Annotated in this window: 12 protein-coding genes and 2 tRNA genes; 9 read left to right on the top strand and 5 right to left on the bottom strand. The window is 70.8% G+C overall.

Features of this window, described 5'->3' with window-relative positions:
• Positions 1 to 41 precede the first annotated feature (41 nt).
• A complete protein-coding gene (locus tag Dvina_RS01600) occupies positions 42 to 1508 on the top strand; it encodes an Ig domain-containing protein (protein ID WP_223100599.1) in 1467 nt (488 codons plus the stop codon).
• Between the two features lie 50 nt (positions 1509 to 1558).
• Here Dvina_RS01600 and Dvina_RS01595 read toward each other — a convergent pair whose 3' ends face one another.
• The 4 genes from Dvina_RS01595 to Dvina_RS01580 all read right to left on the bottom strand — a co-directional run bounded on the left by Dvina_RS01595 (position 1559) and on the right by Dvina_RS01580 (position 8509).
• Positions 1559 to 3682 carry a PASTA domain-containing protein gene (locus Dvina_RS01595; protein WP_223100598.1) on the bottom strand — a complete coding sequence of 708 codons (2124 nt, stop codon included), beginning with the start codon at positions 3680 to 3682 and terminating at the stop codon, positions 1559 to 1561.
• 82 nt (positions 3683 to 3764) lie between these two features.
• On the bottom strand, positions 3765 to 5468 hold the full coding sequence (locus Dvina_RS01590) for a ricin-type beta-trefoil lectin domain protein (RefSeq protein WP_223100597.1): 1704 nt from the start codon (positions 5466 to 5468) through the stop codon (positions 3765 to 3767).
• Positions 5469 to 5580: 112 nt separating this feature from the next.
• Positions 5581 to 6594, bottom strand: coding sequence for a glycoside hydrolase family 26 protein (locus Dvina_RS01585; RefSeq protein WP_223100596.1), 1014 nt, complete (start codon positions 6592 to 6594; stop codon positions 5581 to 5583).
• 64 nt (positions 6595 to 6658) lie between these two features.
• On the bottom strand, positions 6659 to 8509 hold the full coding sequence (locus Dvina_RS01580; protein WP_223100595.1) for a fibronectin type III domain-containing protein: 1851 nt from the start codon (positions 8507 to 8509) through the stop codon (positions 6659 to 6661).
• Positions 8510 to 8742: 233 nt separating this feature from the next.
• Here Dvina_RS01580 and Dvina_RS01575 point away from each other — a divergent pair, with 233 nt between their 5' ends.
• The 3 genes from Dvina_RS01575 to Dvina_RS01565 are packed head-to-tail and all read left to right on the top strand — an operon-like array spanning position 8743 to position 11177.
• Positions 8743 to 9714, top strand: a complete 972-nt coding sequence (locus Dvina_RS01575; protein ID WP_246655954.1) for an RNA polymerase sigma factor — start codon at positions 8743 to 8745, stop codon at positions 9712 to 9714.
• Positions 9704 to 10396 (top strand): hypothetical protein, encoded by a 693-nt coding sequence (locus Dvina_RS01570; protein WP_223100594.1) that lies wholly within the window; start codon positions 9704 to 9706, stop codon positions 10394 to 10396. The genes Dvina_RS01575 and Dvina_RS01570 overlap by 11 nt, the downstream gene beginning before the upstream one ends.
• 46 nt (positions 10397 to 10442) lie before the next feature.
• Positions 10443 to 11177 carry a DUF429 domain-containing protein gene (locus tag Dvina_RS01565; protein WP_223100593.1) on the top strand — a complete coding sequence of 245 codons (735 nt, stop codon included), beginning with the start codon at positions 10443 to 10445 and terminating at the stop codon, positions 11175 to 11177.
• Between the two features lie 164 nt (positions 11178 to 11341).
• Here the strand turns inward: Dvina_RS01565 and Dvina_RS01560 are convergent, their stop codons facing one another.
• Positions 11342 to 12193: a ketopantoate reductase family protein gene (locus Dvina_RS01560; RefSeq protein WP_223100592.1), complete on the bottom strand. Its 852-nt coding sequence runs from the start codon at positions 12191 to 12193 to the stop codon at positions 11342 to 11344.
• A gap of 55 nt (positions 12194 to 12248) precedes the next feature.
• Here Dvina_RS01560 and Dvina_RS55060 point away from each other — a divergent pair, with 55 nt between their 5' ends.
• The 5 genes from Dvina_RS55060 (at position 12249) to Dvina_RS01535 (ending at position 16281) form a co-directional block, all read left to right on the top strand.
• On the top strand, positions 12249 to 12812 hold the full coding sequence (locus tag Dvina_RS55060) for a TetR/AcrR family transcriptional regulator (protein ID WP_223100591.1): 564 nt from the start codon (positions 12249 to 12251) through the stop codon (positions 12810 to 12812).
• Positions 12813 to 12851: 39 nt separating this feature from the next.
• Positions 12852 to 12924 (top strand) — tRNA-Arg (locus Dvina_RS01550).
• A 25-nt stretch (positions 12925 to 12949) separates the two neighbouring features.
• Positions 12950 to 14572, top strand: a complete 1623-nt coding sequence (locus tag Dvina_RS01545) for an ankyrin repeat domain-containing protein (protein ID WP_223100590.1) — start codon at positions 12950 to 12952, stop codon at positions 14570 to 14572.
• A complete protein-coding gene (locus Dvina_RS01540; protein WP_223100589.1) occupies positions 14572 to 16218 on the top strand; it encodes an ankyrin repeat domain-containing protein in 1647 nt (548 codons plus the stop codon). The genes Dvina_RS01545 and Dvina_RS01540 overlap by 1 nt, the downstream gene beginning before the upstream one ends.
• Positions 16209 to 16281: transfer RNA gene (locus tag Dvina_RS01535), tRNA-Ala, on the top strand. The genes Dvina_RS01540 and Dvina_RS01535 overlap by 10 nt, the downstream gene beginning before the upstream one ends.
• Positions 16282 to 16339: the final 58 nt, after the last annotated feature.

Below are 16339 nucleotides of genomic sequence, written 5' to 3'. Positions count from 1 at the left end.
TGGAACGCGCAAAGGTCATGAAACTGCGCAGGAGTACGGCAATGCTCACCGCGTTCCTTGCGGCGGCCGGGGGCGTGGCGGTCGATCCGCTCGCGGCCTCGGCCGTCGGGGTCGGTGACATTGCCGGATACGCCAAGACGGCCTACTCGGTCTACCAGTCCCTGTTCGGCAACGAGACCACACTCGACGACGCGATCACCAAGATCAAGGCGGCGATCACCGACTCGCAGAACAAGATTGTCGCCGAGATCGACGGGATGGCGGCGGCGGACATCAAGGCGTGCGCCAACACCGCGGTCATCGAGTTCAACAACATCAATCTGATGAACCCGGATCGGCTGCAGCAGTATGCGGCGGACAGCAGCGACTGCGTGTCGCAGGCCTGGGCGAAGATTCCGCAGGCGCACGACAAGCCGGCCATCGACGAGATCGGGTTTGCGCTCAACATCGTCGGGCCGATCGCGCTCGCGGCGCGGTCCAAGGCGTACGGGGCGCAGGATGCCAGCACCACCGCATTGCGCACGACCCTGGTGCAGGCGAACCAGAGCAACCTGGTGCAGCTGCTGCCGTACTGTCACGGGGTCGGCGGTGAGGTCGTGAACGGGCGTCAGGAAGTGGCGCTGGTGTGCACCGCGTACAACGGGGATCAGGGCGACGCCGGGACCATCTTCGTCGGGGTGGGGCAGCCGCTGCCGTCGAACATCGACTACTCGGCGGGCATCACGCAGGCCGCGGCGCGGACCAGCTATCCGGTGTCGGTCGGGGCGCTCGACGGGCTGCTGCCCGATCCGGTCATCGGCTCGCCCGGCAACCAGGTGGGGTTCTTCGGCCAGGGCGTCAACCTGCAGCTGGCCGCTTCCGGGGGCTCCCCGCCGTACACCTGGAAGTTCAATGGTCTTCCGACCGGGCTCACCGGGACCTCCGCGGGCCTGATCAGCGGCACCTTGAGCCAGGTCGGGACGTGGAGCGCCACCGCTCGGGTGACGGACAGCCAGGCGCAGACGGCGGCCGTCTCGTTCTCCTGGACCGTTCGTGACGTGCCGATGATTCTCGCCGGTACCATCGGCAACTCCACTTTGAGCGTGGGGTCCGCCTTCAGCCTGGTTCCGGGCGCGACGGGCGGCACGACGCCGTACAGGTGGACTGTTACGGGGCTGCCGGCCGGGCTCAGTGCCGACGCCTCGGGGCGGGTCTCGGGGACGGTGCGGCCGAGCCCGACGAGCAACACCGTCACGTTCACCGTCACCGATGCGAACGGTGCGCGCGCGACTCGGACAGTGGTGTGGACAGTGGTGTTCACGGTGCCGAACGTGCTCGGGTATTCGCAGTCGGCCGCGGCCGCCGCCATCACCGCGGCGGGGCTGACGGTGGGCAAGGTCTCGCTGAACAAGGACTGCGCGAGCCCCGGTGACGTCGAGATTCAGAACCCGAAGGGCGGGGTCGGCGTGCCGGGCGGGACGGCGGTCAACCTGACCGTCTCCACCTGCCCGGACGGCAACCCGAAGTAGAGCCGGATGCGCGGGTGGGTGGCGCACGCCGCGCCACCCACCCGCGTTCGTCACTTCGGTGTGCCTCCGCCGCCGCCCGGCTTGATGCACGTGGCGACCGAGATGTGCACGGTGGCGCCCGGCTGGACCAGGGTGCCGGCCTTCGGGCTCTGCTGGAAGACCTGGCCCGGGTCGACGCAGGTGTTCTGCTCGCTCGGGGTGTCATTCGTCAGGCCCGCGCCGGAGATGGCGGCCAGGGCGTCGGCCTTCCAGGAGCCGACGACATCCGGGACGAGGACGCCGCCGCCGGATTCGGTGAGGTTCACGGCCGTGCCCTTGGGCCGGATGTAGTTGAAGTGCTGGCTCTGATCGAGCACGGTGCCCTTCGTCACGGTGCTCGGCACGATCGTGACGGTGCCGAGGTTCAGGCCCGCCTGCTGCAGCGCGGTGCGGGCGATCGCGTCGCTGTTGGTGACCAGGAACGGTACCGACGTCCACTGGCCCGGACCGATCGTCACGTTCGGGTCACTGGCGAACACCTGGCCGTTCGCGGTGACGTCGCAGAGGCCGTCGCCGTTCTTGTCGCCGAGCGTCACCGCGGAGCCGGCCGCCGTGGACTGGTTCAGGTAGATGTAGCGGCCGCCGAGACGGCTGGACTGGAACCACCACGTGATGCGGGTGGCGTGGAACGTGTCGTTCACGCCGTCGCCGTCGAAGTCGCACGTGGTGCGGGCGTCGTCCGGGTCCGCGCCGAATGTGGTGAGCACGTCGTTGGACTCGCTCATGCCCGTCTCGTTGACGTGGATGGCCGCGATCGTGGAGCACCCGGCCGAGGTCGTGAACAGTCCGCAGTGGGCGTAGACGTTGTTGTGCACCTCCATCTTGTCGGTCGGCGTGCCGCGGAGCTTGATGGCGTTGTCGTGGATGTTCCACACCGTGTTGTACTCGACGTCGAAGTACTCGCCGGCCTGGCCGCTCTGGTACGAGTCGTCCTTGTTCGAGCCGTGCACGTCGATGGCGTGGGTGCTCGACACGCGGCTGTTGACGCCGCCGTTGGGCAGGATCAGGTTGCGGTAGAACCGGTATCCGGTGCCGTCCTGGCCGCCCGCGGTCATCGAGTGCCGGTTGTAGTCGAAGACGTTGCGGTCGACGAGCACGTAGGCGCCGTGGTCGACGGCCACCCCGTAACCGGCGCCGTGCCCGCCGCCGATCTCGCCCGTCGGATGCTGGTCGTGGTGGATGTAGTTGTCGTGGACCCGGATCGTGTTGCCGTTGTCCCGGGTGATGAGGTTGCGCTTGGAGTCGCAGTCGTCGCAGTCCAGCACCTGCACGGCCGTGCCGCGCCACAGGTACATCTCGTTGAAGCCGATCTCGACGTTCGGCTTCTCGATCAGGACACCGTTGGAGTCCTCGTCGCCCATGTTGTCGAACGGGTCACTGCTCGCCCCGCCGCGCAGCCGCAGGCCGGTGATCCGCTCCTGCGACGGGTCCGTGTAGGCCGGGACGTGGAACAGCTGCTTCGGGATGGTGTCGGTGAACACCAGCGGCCCGAGCGGGTTCGCGGCCGTGCGGTCACCGATGATCTGCACGTTCGGCGCCAGCCGCACGTCCTCCAGGCCGCTCAGGTTGAGCGTCACGTTCGCGGCGACCTTGACGGTGGCCCCGGGGGTCTCGACCGCCTGGACGAACGCCCGCCGGGTGGCGACCCCGCCGTCGCTCGCGGTGAAGCTGGTCTGGCCGTTGGGCAGCGGCCCCTGCGGATACTGGATGTTCACCGCGGCGGTGCCGATGGCCTTGCTGCCCAGCGGGTGCAGCAGCCAGACGCTCCAGCTGAGGCTGCGCACCGGGATGACGCCGGCGCTGCTGGCGATCGTCCGGTTGCCGCCCCAGCCCAGGCCGATGGTCTGCGGGTTGTCGTTGGACTGCCGGGTGTTCTCCCTGATCTGCACCTGCACGTTGGTGCCGCAGTCCTTGCCGATGCCGGCGTTCCAGCGCAGCGTCGTGCCGTCGAGCCAGTTCAGCTGGGTGGCATCGAAGCTCAGCGAGGCCGACGACTGCTGCTGGCAGTTCTGCCACAGAATCATGTCGACTGTCGAGTCGGCCCGGGCCGGTGCGGCGAAGGTGAGCGTCGCCGCGAGGGCCGTCCCCAGCACGCCGGCGGCAGCGAGCCGCCGGCGTGCGGTAATGCGTGTCATTCGTCCTCCAGGTCCTGATCAAAGTTCACCAGGACCTGCGTTCCACCCCGTTCCGCGGCGAATTCTCTGTTGGGTTTGCGGCTCAGGACTTGCGGAAGGTCTGCGCGCCGGATCCGTTGCAGTCCCAGATCTGCAGGCGGGTGCCGTTGGCGGTGCTGCCGTTCGGGGAGTCGAGGCAGCGACCGGACTGGGGGTTGCGCAGGGTGCCGTTGCCGCCGTCGACCCAGACCTGGGCCGCGTTACCCGTGCAGTCGTGCAGCTGCAGCACGGTACCGTTGGCCGTTCCCGCGCCGGCAATGTCGAGGCAGCGGCCGAGCGACTGCAGGGACGAGCCCGACCACTTCCAGTTCTGGTCGCGCGAGGTGTCCTGGCAGTCCCAGAGCTGGACGACCGCGCCGTCGGTGCCGTTGTCGTCACCGGCCACGTCGATGCACTTGCTGCCGGGGCCGACGATGTTCGAGGCGCCGCCGTTGTAGACGAACGACTGGGCCCCGGAGCCGTTGCAGTCCCAGATCTGCAGGCGCGTGCCGTTGCCGGTGGCGCCGGACGGGGAGTCCAGGCACTTGCCGGAGGCCGGATTCACAAGCGTGCCGCTCGTCGTGGTGCGCCACTGCTGCGCGCCGGTGCCGTTGCAGTCCCACAACTCCAGCTGCGCGCCGCCGGCGGTGGAGCCACCGGTGACGTCGAGGCAGCGGCCCAGCGTCTGGATCGAGCCGTTGTTCTTCAGGACCCAGTGCTGATCCCGGGCCGCGGTCTGACAATCCCAGAGCTGCACGGGGGTACCGTTGCCACCCGTGTCGTCGCCGGAAACGTCGATGCACTTGCCGCCCGGGCCGAGAATGGTGTTGCCCACGATGGAGCCGCCGCCGGTGCTGCCCGGGCCCTTGTTGTAGACGGCGACAGAGTCGATGACCATCGAGGCGCCGGAGACCGTCGACGCGAAGGGGCCGCCGCCGAACGCGTCGGGGAAGCCGCCGCCGATGGCGAGGTCGTAGATGATGAAGAACGGGTGGTCGACGGCGTTGGACCAGGTTGTCGCGTCGACCTGGTTGGCGTTGAGGGTGAAGAAGTTGCCGCCGTCGAAGTAGAAGCGGATCTGCTCCGGCGACACCGACCGGTCGACCTCGACCGCGTAGTTGTGGAAGCCGGTCTGGCAGCCGCCGCAGGCGCGCTCGCCGCTGCCCAGTCCGGTGCTCTCGTTGCAGGGCCCGCCCGGGTTGACACCGCAGTGCAGCGTGCTGAACAGCGAGCTGCGGCCGTTGATGTCCTCCATGACGTCGATCTCGCCGGAGCCCGGCCACGAGACGCCGGCCCGCAGCGGGGCGCCGAGCATCCAGAACGCGGGCCAGTACCCGGCCCCGTTGGCGGTGTTCACGTTCGGCTGCTGCAGGCGCGACTCCACGCGCATGACGCCACCCGGGGCCGCGCCGAAGCCGGCCGACTGCGTCTCGATCCGGCCCGACGTCCAGCCGGCGCGGGGGTCCGAGCCGCTGTGCAGCGCGGTGAGCAGCAGATTGCCCTGGCCGTCATAGTGCACGTTGGCGGTACTGCTGGTCATGGTCTCGATCTCGCCGGTCCCGAAGGTCGAGCCGGGCCCCGTGTCGTACTTCCAGACGTTGGTGTCGACGCCTGTGCCGTTGGCCCCGTTGAAGTCGTCGCTCCAGGTCAGCGTGAAGCCGGCCGGGGGCGGGTTGACCGTGGCGTTGGCGGTGACGGTGGTGATGGCGTAGTACGCCGGTACCGCGACGATGGCGGCCAGCAGGGCCACCTGAAGCTTCCTGCGCATAGCTGACCTCTCTCGCGCTTGCCCACCGCGGCGGACCCATGGTGAGAGCGCTCTCTGCCAGCTTTATTAACAGTCCGATGACATATATGTCAATTCTTATCGATACCTTAAATCAGCCGACGATCGCCCGGAAACTGGCCGCGGCCTGCGGAAACACCGGCGGCTGGGCCGAGATCCGGTGCTGGTTCACGCTGCCGTCGTCGAGCGGCACGGCGACGTCGAAGTACATCGCGAACGCCGGACGGACGCCGGGGCCGGCCAGGAACGACAGCATCCGCTCGACGAAGTACGGGTTGTCGCCCCCGCCGTGCCCGTCCGCCCGCCGGGACAGCCCCCACTCGGGCACGGCGAACCGCTTGCCGTGCGCGGTCGCGAACTCCAGCCAGTGCCGCAGCCCCTGCCCGCCCTCGAGCGTGGTTCCCCAGACGGCCTCGTGCGCCGCCTGCGGATACGTACCGGGCGTCCACGACATGTCGTACACGTCCACGCCGACGTAGTCGACGTACGCATCCCCCGGGTACGCCGGCTCCGCCGCGGCGTACGCCGACCCGAGCACCGGATTCCACACGAACTCGAACCGCTGCCCCGCAACCGCCCGCATGGCGTCGACGACGTGCCGGAAGCAGGCGGCGAACTGCGCTTCGCGCCCGGCCGACGCCCACGGGTACCAGTCCCCGTTGAACTCCCAGCCGGGCCGCACGATCGTGTGCGCGAGGCGGTACTCGACGAGATTGCGCCCGAGCCTGCTCCAGTGCCCGTCGTAGTCACCGGCCGCGCAGCCGGCCAGACTGCCCTGACCCTTCGGAAACAGCGGCACGGAGAAGATCAGCCGGCGCCCGCTGTCCGCCCACGGCCGGAGCTGCCAGTCGCCGCCCTCGATGAGGCTCCAGGAGTCGGCGGGCGCGAAGTCGGCCCCGAACCGGCTTGGCACTCCCGCCCACGCCTCCCACCCCGGCAGACGATCGACGCCCACCTGCCCCGCACCCGTGTACGCACCCAGGAACGGCCACTTCCCGACCTGCTGCAGCCGCCCGTCCCCGGAGCCGACCGCCCCGGCCGCAACGGCCACCACGACAGCGGCGGACAGCAGCACGGCGAGCACCGATCGGACGAGGGCCGTCAACACACCCCTATGGGACCAGCCCGACCACCCGCCCGTCCAACCCACGCCGTTACCGGGCCTCGTGTGGTCAGGGGCGGCGGTGGCGGGCGGCGGTGAGTGGGATGTAGGGAGCGGCGGCGGACAGGAGCAGGCCCAGCAGTACCAGTGCTACGCCGTAGGTGATCAGGGGAACTGTCGGCGTGCCGGTGACCGGGAGGGCTGCGCCCACCGCGGCCACCTTGACGGCCAGGGTCAGGACGCGAGGGCCGCCGCCCGGGGCGATGCCGGCCAGGGCCAGGGTGTGGTTGCCGGAGTAGCCGGCGGGGACCACGACCGTCAGCTCGGCGTGGCCGGTCGCGTCGGCTGTGCCCGTGGCCAGGGCGACCGGGGTTGAGTAGATCGCGATGGTGACCGGGGAGTTGGGCGCGAAGCCGTCGCCGCTGACGGTGATGGTGCGGGACTGGCCGGTGGCCGGGCCGCGGTCCAGGGTGCCGTCGCCGGTCGGGACCGTCGCCGGGAGCTGGGGTGTCGCGGGAGTGGCGGTGGTCTCGGTGCTGGTGGCGGTGGTGTCGCCGGGGCCGGCCGCGGTGACGGTGACCGTGTACGCGGTGCCGTCGGTCAGGCCGGTGATGTCGCAGGCGGACTGGTCGGCGGTGGCGGTGCACTGGTGGTTGCCCGGGTTTGCGGTGGCCGTGTAGCCGGTGGCGGCGGTGCCTGCGCCCTGCCAGGAGACCGAGATTTTGCCGGGGCCGCCCTTGGCCGAGACTCCGGTCGGGGCGGTCAGCTGGGTCGACTTCGTCGGGATCGGCGACAGGGTGAGCGTCGGGCTCGGCGTCGGCGACGTGCCGGGCGTCGGGGACGTGCCGGGTGTCGGCGACGTGTCAGGGGTCGGGGACGTGTCAGGGGTCGGCGACGTGGTCGGCGTGGGCGACTCGCTCGGCGTGACGGCGGTGCTCTTGTGGTTGTAGACGGTGATCTGCTGGATCGAGTAGCCCAGGTCCGGGACGGTGAGCATGACGCCGCCGTCCTGTTCCGTCACGGTGACCGGGATGCTGGTCTTCTCCTGGGTGTCCGGGTTCGTGCTCTGCACGTCGAAGCCCGTCTTTGCCGCGTCGTGGGCGGTTGTGCCGGTGGCGGTGAAGTAGGCGGCGGGCAGGAAGGCGTTGAAGGAGCCGCGAACGGGTGCGCCGTCCATGTCCAGGTGGGGATTGCCGAGGTAGGGCAGCGACCAGTAGGGCTCGGGGTAGGTGCCGTACCCGATCGTGGTCGGGCGGGCCTGGGCGTCGGAGGCCAGGTAGAAGCCGTCCAGGGCCTGCTGCCCGCCGGCGTCCCAGGTGGCCAGGTCCTGCGTGTTGCCCATGAACCGCAGCCCGGTGCCCGTCGCGTCGGCCCTCGTCGTGTCGTCGCCGCAGTTCTGGCCGGCGACACAGGCCGCGAACAGGTCGGTTGGGCTCGTCACCCAGTTGATCTGGGTGTTGCGGCCCTCGATGACGAGCGTGGTGTTGCCGGTGTCGGTGCTTGTCTGGCGCGTGATGTGCAGGGCTTCGGCCAGGGCCATGGTGTAGCGGGGCATGAACTTGCCGGTCCGGACGGTGAGCCGCAGGAGGCCGTCGCCGCTGTAGCCGGTCACCGTCCAGTTGAACGACTTCACGTAGCCGCCGAGGGTGGACACCTGGCCGTTGGCCTCTTGCTCCGGGTCACCGTTGCTCGGGATGACCCTCGAGGAGTCGATGCAGTACTGCTGGGCCGGGTCCGTGCAGTACGGCCAGGCGCCGGCGGGCCAGTCGTCGTCGGTCGAAGGGCTCTCCGACGGGCTCTCGGAGGGGCTCTCCGACGGGCTCTCTGACGGGCTCGGGCTTTCGGAGGGGCTCTCCGACGGGCTGTCCGAGGCGCTCGGGCTGTCCGAGGGGCTGTCCGAGGCGCCGGCTGATATCGACACGGCCGCCGCTGACGCCGATGGGTCGGCTGTCGGGTCCGCGTTCGGTGCCGCGAAGGCGAATCCGGGCACCGCGGCCGCGGCCAGAGTCAGGCCTATCAGCACTCGTGCGCGCATTGGTCAATCCCCCCGAAGGATAAAACCGCAAAAGCGGCAATACGGGCGACCGTACCAAACCGGCTCTTTGCTGTTGGCCGAGACGAGAAATCCCAGCCGACCTGGCCTACCGTGTGCTGGTGACGGCGTCGATGCAGCGGGTCCGGGACGAGGACCTCGCGTCCGCGCTCGCCGCCGCGATCGACGGCGATGCGGCCGGGTTCGCCGTGCTGTGGCGGACGCTGCATCCGCCGCTGCTGCGGTACCTGCGCGTGGTCTGCGGTGACGCGTCCGAGGACGTGGCTTCGGAGACGTGGTTACAGGCGTCGCGCGATTTGTCGGGATTTGACGGTACGACCGCAGCATTTCGGGTTTGGCTTTTTCGCATTGCCCGCCATCGCGGGATCGACGAGAACCGGCGGGCCTGGCGGCGCCACGAGGAGCCACACGAGGCCATCGACCAGCTCCGATCGGCGGCCGCGGCTCCGGACGTGGCCACTGAGGTGGTCGAGCTCGACGACACCGACCGGGCGCTTCGGCTGATCGCCGGACTACCCCGCGACCAGGCCGAGGCCGTCATGCTGCGCGTGGTGGCGGGGCTGGACGTGGCCGGTACCGCGCGAGTGCTGGGCAAACGCTCGGGCGCTGTCCGGATTGCCACGATGCGCGGCTTACGGAAACTGGCCGAGCATCCCGAGGTGCAGGCGCAGCACGAGGGCGTTCGCGCTGAGCACAGCGAAGCCCAGGCCCAAGCTCAGGCCCAAGCTCAGGCCCAAGCTCAGGCCCAGCCTCAGCCTCAGCCTCAGCCCGACGGTCTTGAGGCTCGGCACGACGGCGTTCCTGCTCAGCACCACGGGGTTCCGGCCCAGCACGACGCGGTTCGGGCCCGGCAAGACGGGGTTCCGACCGAGCTCGACGGGGTTCGGGCCCGGCACGACGGCATGCAGGCTCAGCACGACGGCGTTGGGGCTCGGCGCGACGACGTCCAGGCTCGACACGACGGTATGCAGGCTTGGCACGACGACGTCCAGGCTCGGCACAACAGCGTCCGGGGTCAGCAGGACGGCATGCAGGTTCGGCACGGCGAGGAGGGCGGGCGCGATGAAGCGTGACAAACTGCCCGACAGCCGGCTGGGCGAGCTGCTTTCCGCCGCGAGCGCGCCGGGCCGGCGCAAGGAGCTGCGCGGCGAAGAGGACGCGGTCGCGGGTTTCCGCCAGGAGTACCGGCCGCGCGCCGTGAAAGCCCCCCGCCGCAAGCGCCGCCTGCTCGCGGTGGTGGCCACGGCACTTGTCGCGGCCGGTATCGGCGGGACCGCGTTCGCAGCGAACACCGGCCGCCTGCCCGCACCCGCGCAAACCTGGTACGACTCGCATATCGGCGCAAAGCCTGACAAAACGCCCATTTCTACCATATCCGCCGGCCAGCCCAACGCGTCTCCACCGCCAACTCCCGCCACGAGCGCGCCGGCCACCGATTCGTGCCGCGCGTGGGTGGCCCACCGCACCGACCCCACAGGCGCCCGCCCGATCACCGGCCCCGAGAAAGACCAGCTCAAAAGCCTGGCAGGCGGCGAGCCGGCCATCGACACCTACTGCGACCGCCTCCTGGGCGCCGCCGCCCCATCCTCGGCGCCCCCGTCGTCACGCTCGCCCCGCCCGTCGGCCACCAAGAACCGCAGCCCCGGACAGGATGGTCAGGGCGCCTCCGGCGGTGCGGGCAACGGCCAGGGCCCGCCGCCCGCGGCCGGGCAGGGCGACCAGGACGGCGACGATCAGGGCGAGGACCAGCAGTAATGCTCGGGGTGTAACACCTGACGGCCCGGCGCCGCTCTTTTATCTCGTGCTCACAGCAGGTGTCGATCTCGCCCCCACCGACGAGCGGACCGCCCTGGCCACCATCGCGTGGTCGCGCGGCCGCGCCGTGCTGCGCGAGCTGGCCGTCGGGGTCCCTGACGCGCGCATTGTCACGGCCGTCCGCAACGCCGACAAGACCGGACTCAACTGCGCGCTCGGCTGGCCGGAGCCGTTCGCCGCGCTCATCAACGCGCACCGTGACGGCCACACCGCGTCGCTGCCGAGCAAGGAGAACGGCGCGAACTGGCGCCGGGCGATGATGTACCGCGCGACCGACGAGGCCGTGCGCGCCACCGTACCCGGCGTCGTCCCACCCAGCGTCTCCGCCGACCGCCAGGGCCACGCCGCGCTGCGGTGCGCGGCGCTGCAGGCCATGCTGGCCCGGGCCGGGCAGGACGTCGATCGCAGTGGCGCGGGCGCGATCGTCGAGACCCATCCGGCGGCGTCGCTGCACCGGTGGGGGGTTACCCGGCGGTACAAGGGGCGCCATGAGGGGCTGGCGGCCGCGTTGGCCGATACCACCTCGGGGTGGCTGGAGCTCGGGGCGTTCGCGCCGCTTATCGCTACGAACCGTGACGCCTTTGACGCGCTGGTGGCGGCGTTGACTGCGCGCGCCACCGCGCTCGGGCTCACTGTGCGGCCGGATGCGGACGAGCTGCCGCTGGCCAGGATTGAGGGGTGGATCGCCGTACCGACCTCCGATCTGGCCAGCCTGCCGTAGATCAAATGACCTGGTCGGGCTGCCCTTGATGTCACGGAAGCGGGTGGAGATCACAGACGTGCGTAATCCTGACGGCGGCTCGTGGGCGGTCCCGGTCTTTTCAACCTAAGCTTAATACCTGAAACTAATTCACGAGTTTGCCGACTACCTTGCGTAGTTCTTGACTACGCAGCGTCCAACTGCTCGGCCAGCCTTGCGTACTCGCCCACTGTGGCCGGCGAGGTGCTGTCCAGGCCACTGTAGGCGACCGTCCGGCTTCGCAAGAAGCGCCGGAACACGGGCACCAGCAGGCCCTCCGGTATGACTTGCAGTGCCCTCAAGCCGCGGGGTACCACTGGTGTTCGCAGTGCAGCCAGGCGCTCACGCATCTGACGGATCATGTCCCGCAGTGCGGCTGAGTCGCTCGCCAGTGCTTCCCGGCCGCCGGCCGCGTCCACCGCCTGACCCAGCGGTACCTCGAACGCGGCGTGGGTCTTGAGCCAGGCGTCTATCTGCGGCTCCAGCTTCGCGCGCATCCCCGCGTCGGTGAGGGCTTGCAGGATTCGGTCGGCGCGCGGGCCCGGTACGTCGCCTATCGACATCGGGACCAGGCGGGTCAGGCGGCTGGGTGGGCGGTACCGGAGCACGTCGCCGTCCATCACGCCGCCGTTGGACGCGGTGCCGAGCAGCACCCGGTCCGCGCCGAGTGCGGCGGCCAGCGGGGCCGGGCCGGCGGCCCAGTTGAGCACGAACAGCACGTCGCCGCCCACGTCGGCGAGTGTCGTGAGCACATCGTCCACCTGGTGCGTGCGCACGAAGACGATGACCAGGTCGTACGCGTCGGCGGGCCGGTCGACCACCGGCACCGGCACCCGCCGCACGGTCGCGCTGTCCCCCACCGCCAGTTGTACGCCGTCGCGGCGCAGGGCGGCCAGGCGCGCGCCGCGGGCCAGCAGCGACACGTCGTGACCGGCGTCGTGCAGGCGGACGGCGTGCAGGCTGCCGAGCACCCCGGCCCCCACCACCAAGATCTTCACAGGCGTGCCTCATTCATACGTTCGTTTGACTCGAACGTACGTATAGTACGCACCCGTGGACACCCGCACGCAACTCCTCGACGCGGCCGAGCGGCTCTTCGCCGAGCGGGGGTACAGCGGGACCTCGATCCGGGCCATCACGAACGAGGCGGGTGCGAACCTCGCGGCGGTCGGGTACTACTTCGGCTCGAAAGCGGATCTTGCGGCGGCGGTCGCCCGGCGGGTGATCGAGCCGATCAACGCCGCGCAGGGCGAGAACCTCGATCGGCTGCTCGCCGCAGGTGGGGAGCCGGCCGTCGCGGATCTGGTCGAGGCGTTCGTGGGGCCGCTGTTCGACGTGCGCAGCGCCCGGACGTCCCGGCTGCTCATGACGATCCTCGGCGACCCGGCCGAGGAGATGCGCAGCTGGGTGGGGCCGGTCGAGGCCATGTTCCGCGACCGTTACCTGGCCGCGCTCCAGCGCGCGCTCCCCGGGCTCGCCGAGCAGGAGCTGTGGTTTCGGGTCCGCGGCATGCTGGCCGTGACGGTGGTGGACCGCATCGAGCCCACGGGGGACGAGGGTCGCCGCTGGGCTGTCACATTCCTCGCGGCAGCGATGAGCGCGCCGCCGACGCGTTGAGGAGAGCCGATTGCGGCAATCCCTAGACTTGGCGGCGGCAGGGCTGTAGCGCAGAGGTCGACGCATCGGACTTCGGATCCGAAGAACGCCGGTTCGATTCCGGTCAGCCCTGCCCTCGACCCGGGGGAGGTGACGTTGTGCGGCCGCTGCACCCCTCCGCGGTACCGATGAGCATGATTGAGCAGGCGAACGAGCGGCGGCTGGCCGGGGACTGGGGCGGCGCCTGCCGGGCCGCGGGCATCACCGTCGATATCCAAACCGAATACATCCGGCGGCAGTACGGCACCGAGGTCCTCGACCACGTCATGGACACAATGCGGCACCTGGTGCCGGATCTGCTGCGGTGGTACATCCGCCGCGATCGCAACGGGCTGCCGTTGAAAAACGTCTGGTATCCGCTCGCCCTCTTTCCCGACGGCCACGCGCTGGGCGTGCATCCGGCGCGGTGGGCGCAGCGAATCGACATCCGGTTCGAGCGCATCATCGAGCAGCCGGGCCTTGCCGACGAGTCGTTTCTGCACCTGCGGTATCGCTGGGACGACCGCCGTACCGGCGATATCCGCGCCCTGTGCGGCATCGACGACCCGCGCACCGACCGGCTCCTCAAGCTGGAGGAGGAGGGCCGGCACGCCGCCGCGTGGGCCGCGGCCGGGTACGACATGCACGTGCTCCTCTTCGATCGCCGATTCGGCCGCGAGCGCATTGATCCGGCGGCATTCTCCATCGACCCCGATGTGCGTAATCACGCGCGCGGGGTCGCCGTCGAGCGGTCCCTGGCGTGGCTGCGCCCGATTCACACGGCGCTCGCCGCGGCGGCCCGGCACACGCTCGCGCACGCCCGGGAACTGCGCGATACCGAAACCTGGCCGCGCCCCGGACACGCTCCGTCGAATCCGCGGCCCGATGTCGACGACCATTTGGGGCTCACCCGCATCGATGTCAAGGGCCGCAGTATCGTGCTCGACGGCAGCCGCGCCCGCCTGGTGAGCCGCGTGCCGTACAACGAGACCGATCAGGCGCGCCGCCTGCTGGAAATCGACGAGTTCGGGGCGACGCTGGAGCGCATTGCGCGGATCCCGATGGTGTTGGCTCGCCGGCCGGAAGAGCTTCAGGCAGAACAACTGCATCCTCTTGTACATCGGGTGCTGTCGACGGCACCGCCGGTACCCCCGAAGGCCGCGGAACTCCGCACGACAATTCGCGTCCGTTGCGACAGCGCCACCCACGAGGTCGCCATGCGCAACGGCGCGTTCGTCGTTCCGCACACCCAGGCCGAGATCGACCGCGAACTGGCACTTGCCGCGCTCGGCGGCCAGGTGCAGGGATGCGTAGCCGCGCGGGAGGGCTGGCGCGACCCGGACGTACGGATGCCGCGCCCGATGCGCCGCCTCCAGTTCGACCTCATGCGGCTGGTCCTGCACGGTGACACGGCCGCGATCGTGCGGGCGCTCGACCGGGGTCTCGACCCGCACGTGCGCGACATGTGGGGCCGCACCCTGCTGCACCTCCTGCCGCAGCTGCCCGGCTCCGAGCGGCTGCTGCTGCCGCGGCTGCTCGCGGCCGGCCTGGACCCGAACGCGCGCGACGACGCCGGGCGCACGCCGCTGCACGAGGCGGTGGCCGAAGGCCCGGAGCAGATGGTGCGCATCCTGCTCAAGGCGGGCGCGGACCCGAAGGCGCAGACGAAACGCGGCGGGTACACCAGCATGGCCGGCTTCACCGGCCGCCCCGAGCTGCACGACATTCGCGGGCTGCTCTGATGCGGTGGCGTCCGCTGCCGCCGCGCATGGTGGAGCGCGCCACCGCGGGCCGCGAGGCCGGTGACTGGCCGGCCGCGTGGACCGCCGCCGGCGGCAGCGCCGAGGTCGACCTGAAGACCATCGGGCGCGTGCATGGCCCCGACATCGCCGGCCGGGTCGAGGAGGACCTGCTCCACCTCGCCCCGGACCTGCTGCGCTGGCACCTGGTCCGCCGGGGCCCCGAGGGCCGGATGCGGCCCGGCCTGGGCTTCCCGCTGGCCCTCTACCCCGGCGGCCACGCCCTGCTCGTCCGCACGCCCGACGGCCCCGATCTCCCGCAGCGCATGCTCCTGCAGTTCGCCCGCCTGGACCGGATCTACCTGCGCCGCCGCGACGACGTCATGCTGCTCCTCCGGGATCATTGGGATGTCAGGTGTACGTCCGAAAAGCTGGCTCGCTCCGGAGGCCGGACGCGCCTGCCGTTCTTCACCGCGGCCGGCGACCGGCTGCCGGAGGACGCGCTCGGCGCGCACGGTCCGGAGGGCGCCGTCGAGCGGGCCGTCCAGCTGGACGACGCCGGCCGCCACAGCGCCGCCTGGGCCGCGGCCGGGTATGCACTGAGCGCGCCGAAGTCCCGCTTCTTCAAGGCTTTCCGCCCGATCCACGCGACACTCGACGACTCCGTCGACCGCGCCCTGGCATACATAGCGTCCCGCCGCGACAACGCCGCCCCGCCGCAGCCCCCGAACCGCCGCGAACGCCGCGCCATCGCCACCGGCCGCGCGCCGCGCAGCGTCCCCGACCCGCTGTCCAGTGTGGACGTGCGCTGCGGCCGGGCCCGCATCGAACTCCGGGGCCGCACACTGATCCTCTCGGCCCGCGAGGCGCACCTGGTCACGCCGGGCGACGAGCACGACCTGCACCGCATCCCGAGCCTGCCCGTGGCCGTGGCGAACCGCCCACCGGAGCTGGCCGCGCTCCTGCGCGGTGACGTACTCCCCGCCGAGCTGCACCCACTTGCCTACGCCGCGCTGTTCCCGGCCGCCGCCCCCCACCCGCCGGCCCCGTCGGCGTCGGTGCCGCTGCGCGAGTCGATCGAGGTCAGCTGCAGCTACACCACCCACGCGATCCAGGTCCGCGACGGCTTCGTCCTCCCCCACTCCGGCGACGAGATCCAGCGGGAACGGACCCTGGCCGCGCTGGGTGGCCGGCTCCACGGGTGCGTGGCCGCGGTCGAGGCCTGGCGCGACCCGTCGATGCGCCGGCCGGGCTCGATCCGCGCCCTCCGCGCCGCCTTCGTCCGCTACTTCACCGACGGCGACACCGCCGCCGTGGAGGCCGCCCTGGACCGCGGCCTGGACCCGAGCTTCCGCGACGCCCGGGGCCGCACGCTGCTGCACCTGCTGCCCTGGCTGCCGGACCTGGACCTGCTCCCCCGGCTCGTGGCGCTGGGGCTGGACCTGCAGGCGTACGACCTCGACGGCCGGACACCCCTGCACGTGGCCGTCGACCACGGCTCGCCGGAGCTGATCCGCGCCCTGGTCCGCGCCGGCGCCGACCCGGAGGCCAGGGCCAGGCCGAACCACGAGTACGGCCTCACCCGCCAGGCCATCCCGCCCTGGCACCCGCAGGCGTCGCTCATAAACTGGTACCGGGCAGGGCTGTAGCGCAGAGGTAGACGCACCGCCTTTGCAGGGCGGGGAACGCCGGTTCGACTCCGGCCGGCTCTGCCCCAACATCGCCGCGCACAACGGCCCCCGGCTCCGCAGAGCGCAGGGGCCGTTGAGC

Origin of the sequence: Dactylosporangium vinaceum, from assembly GCF_019904175.1 — a bacterium.
Taxonomy (GTDB): Bacteria; Actinomycetota; Actinomycetes; order Mycobacteriales; family Micromonosporaceae; genus Dactylosporangium; species Dactylosporangium vinaceum.
Note: the sequence above shows the minus strand (reverse complement) of the source record. Positions and strands in the feature narration are given on the sequence as shown.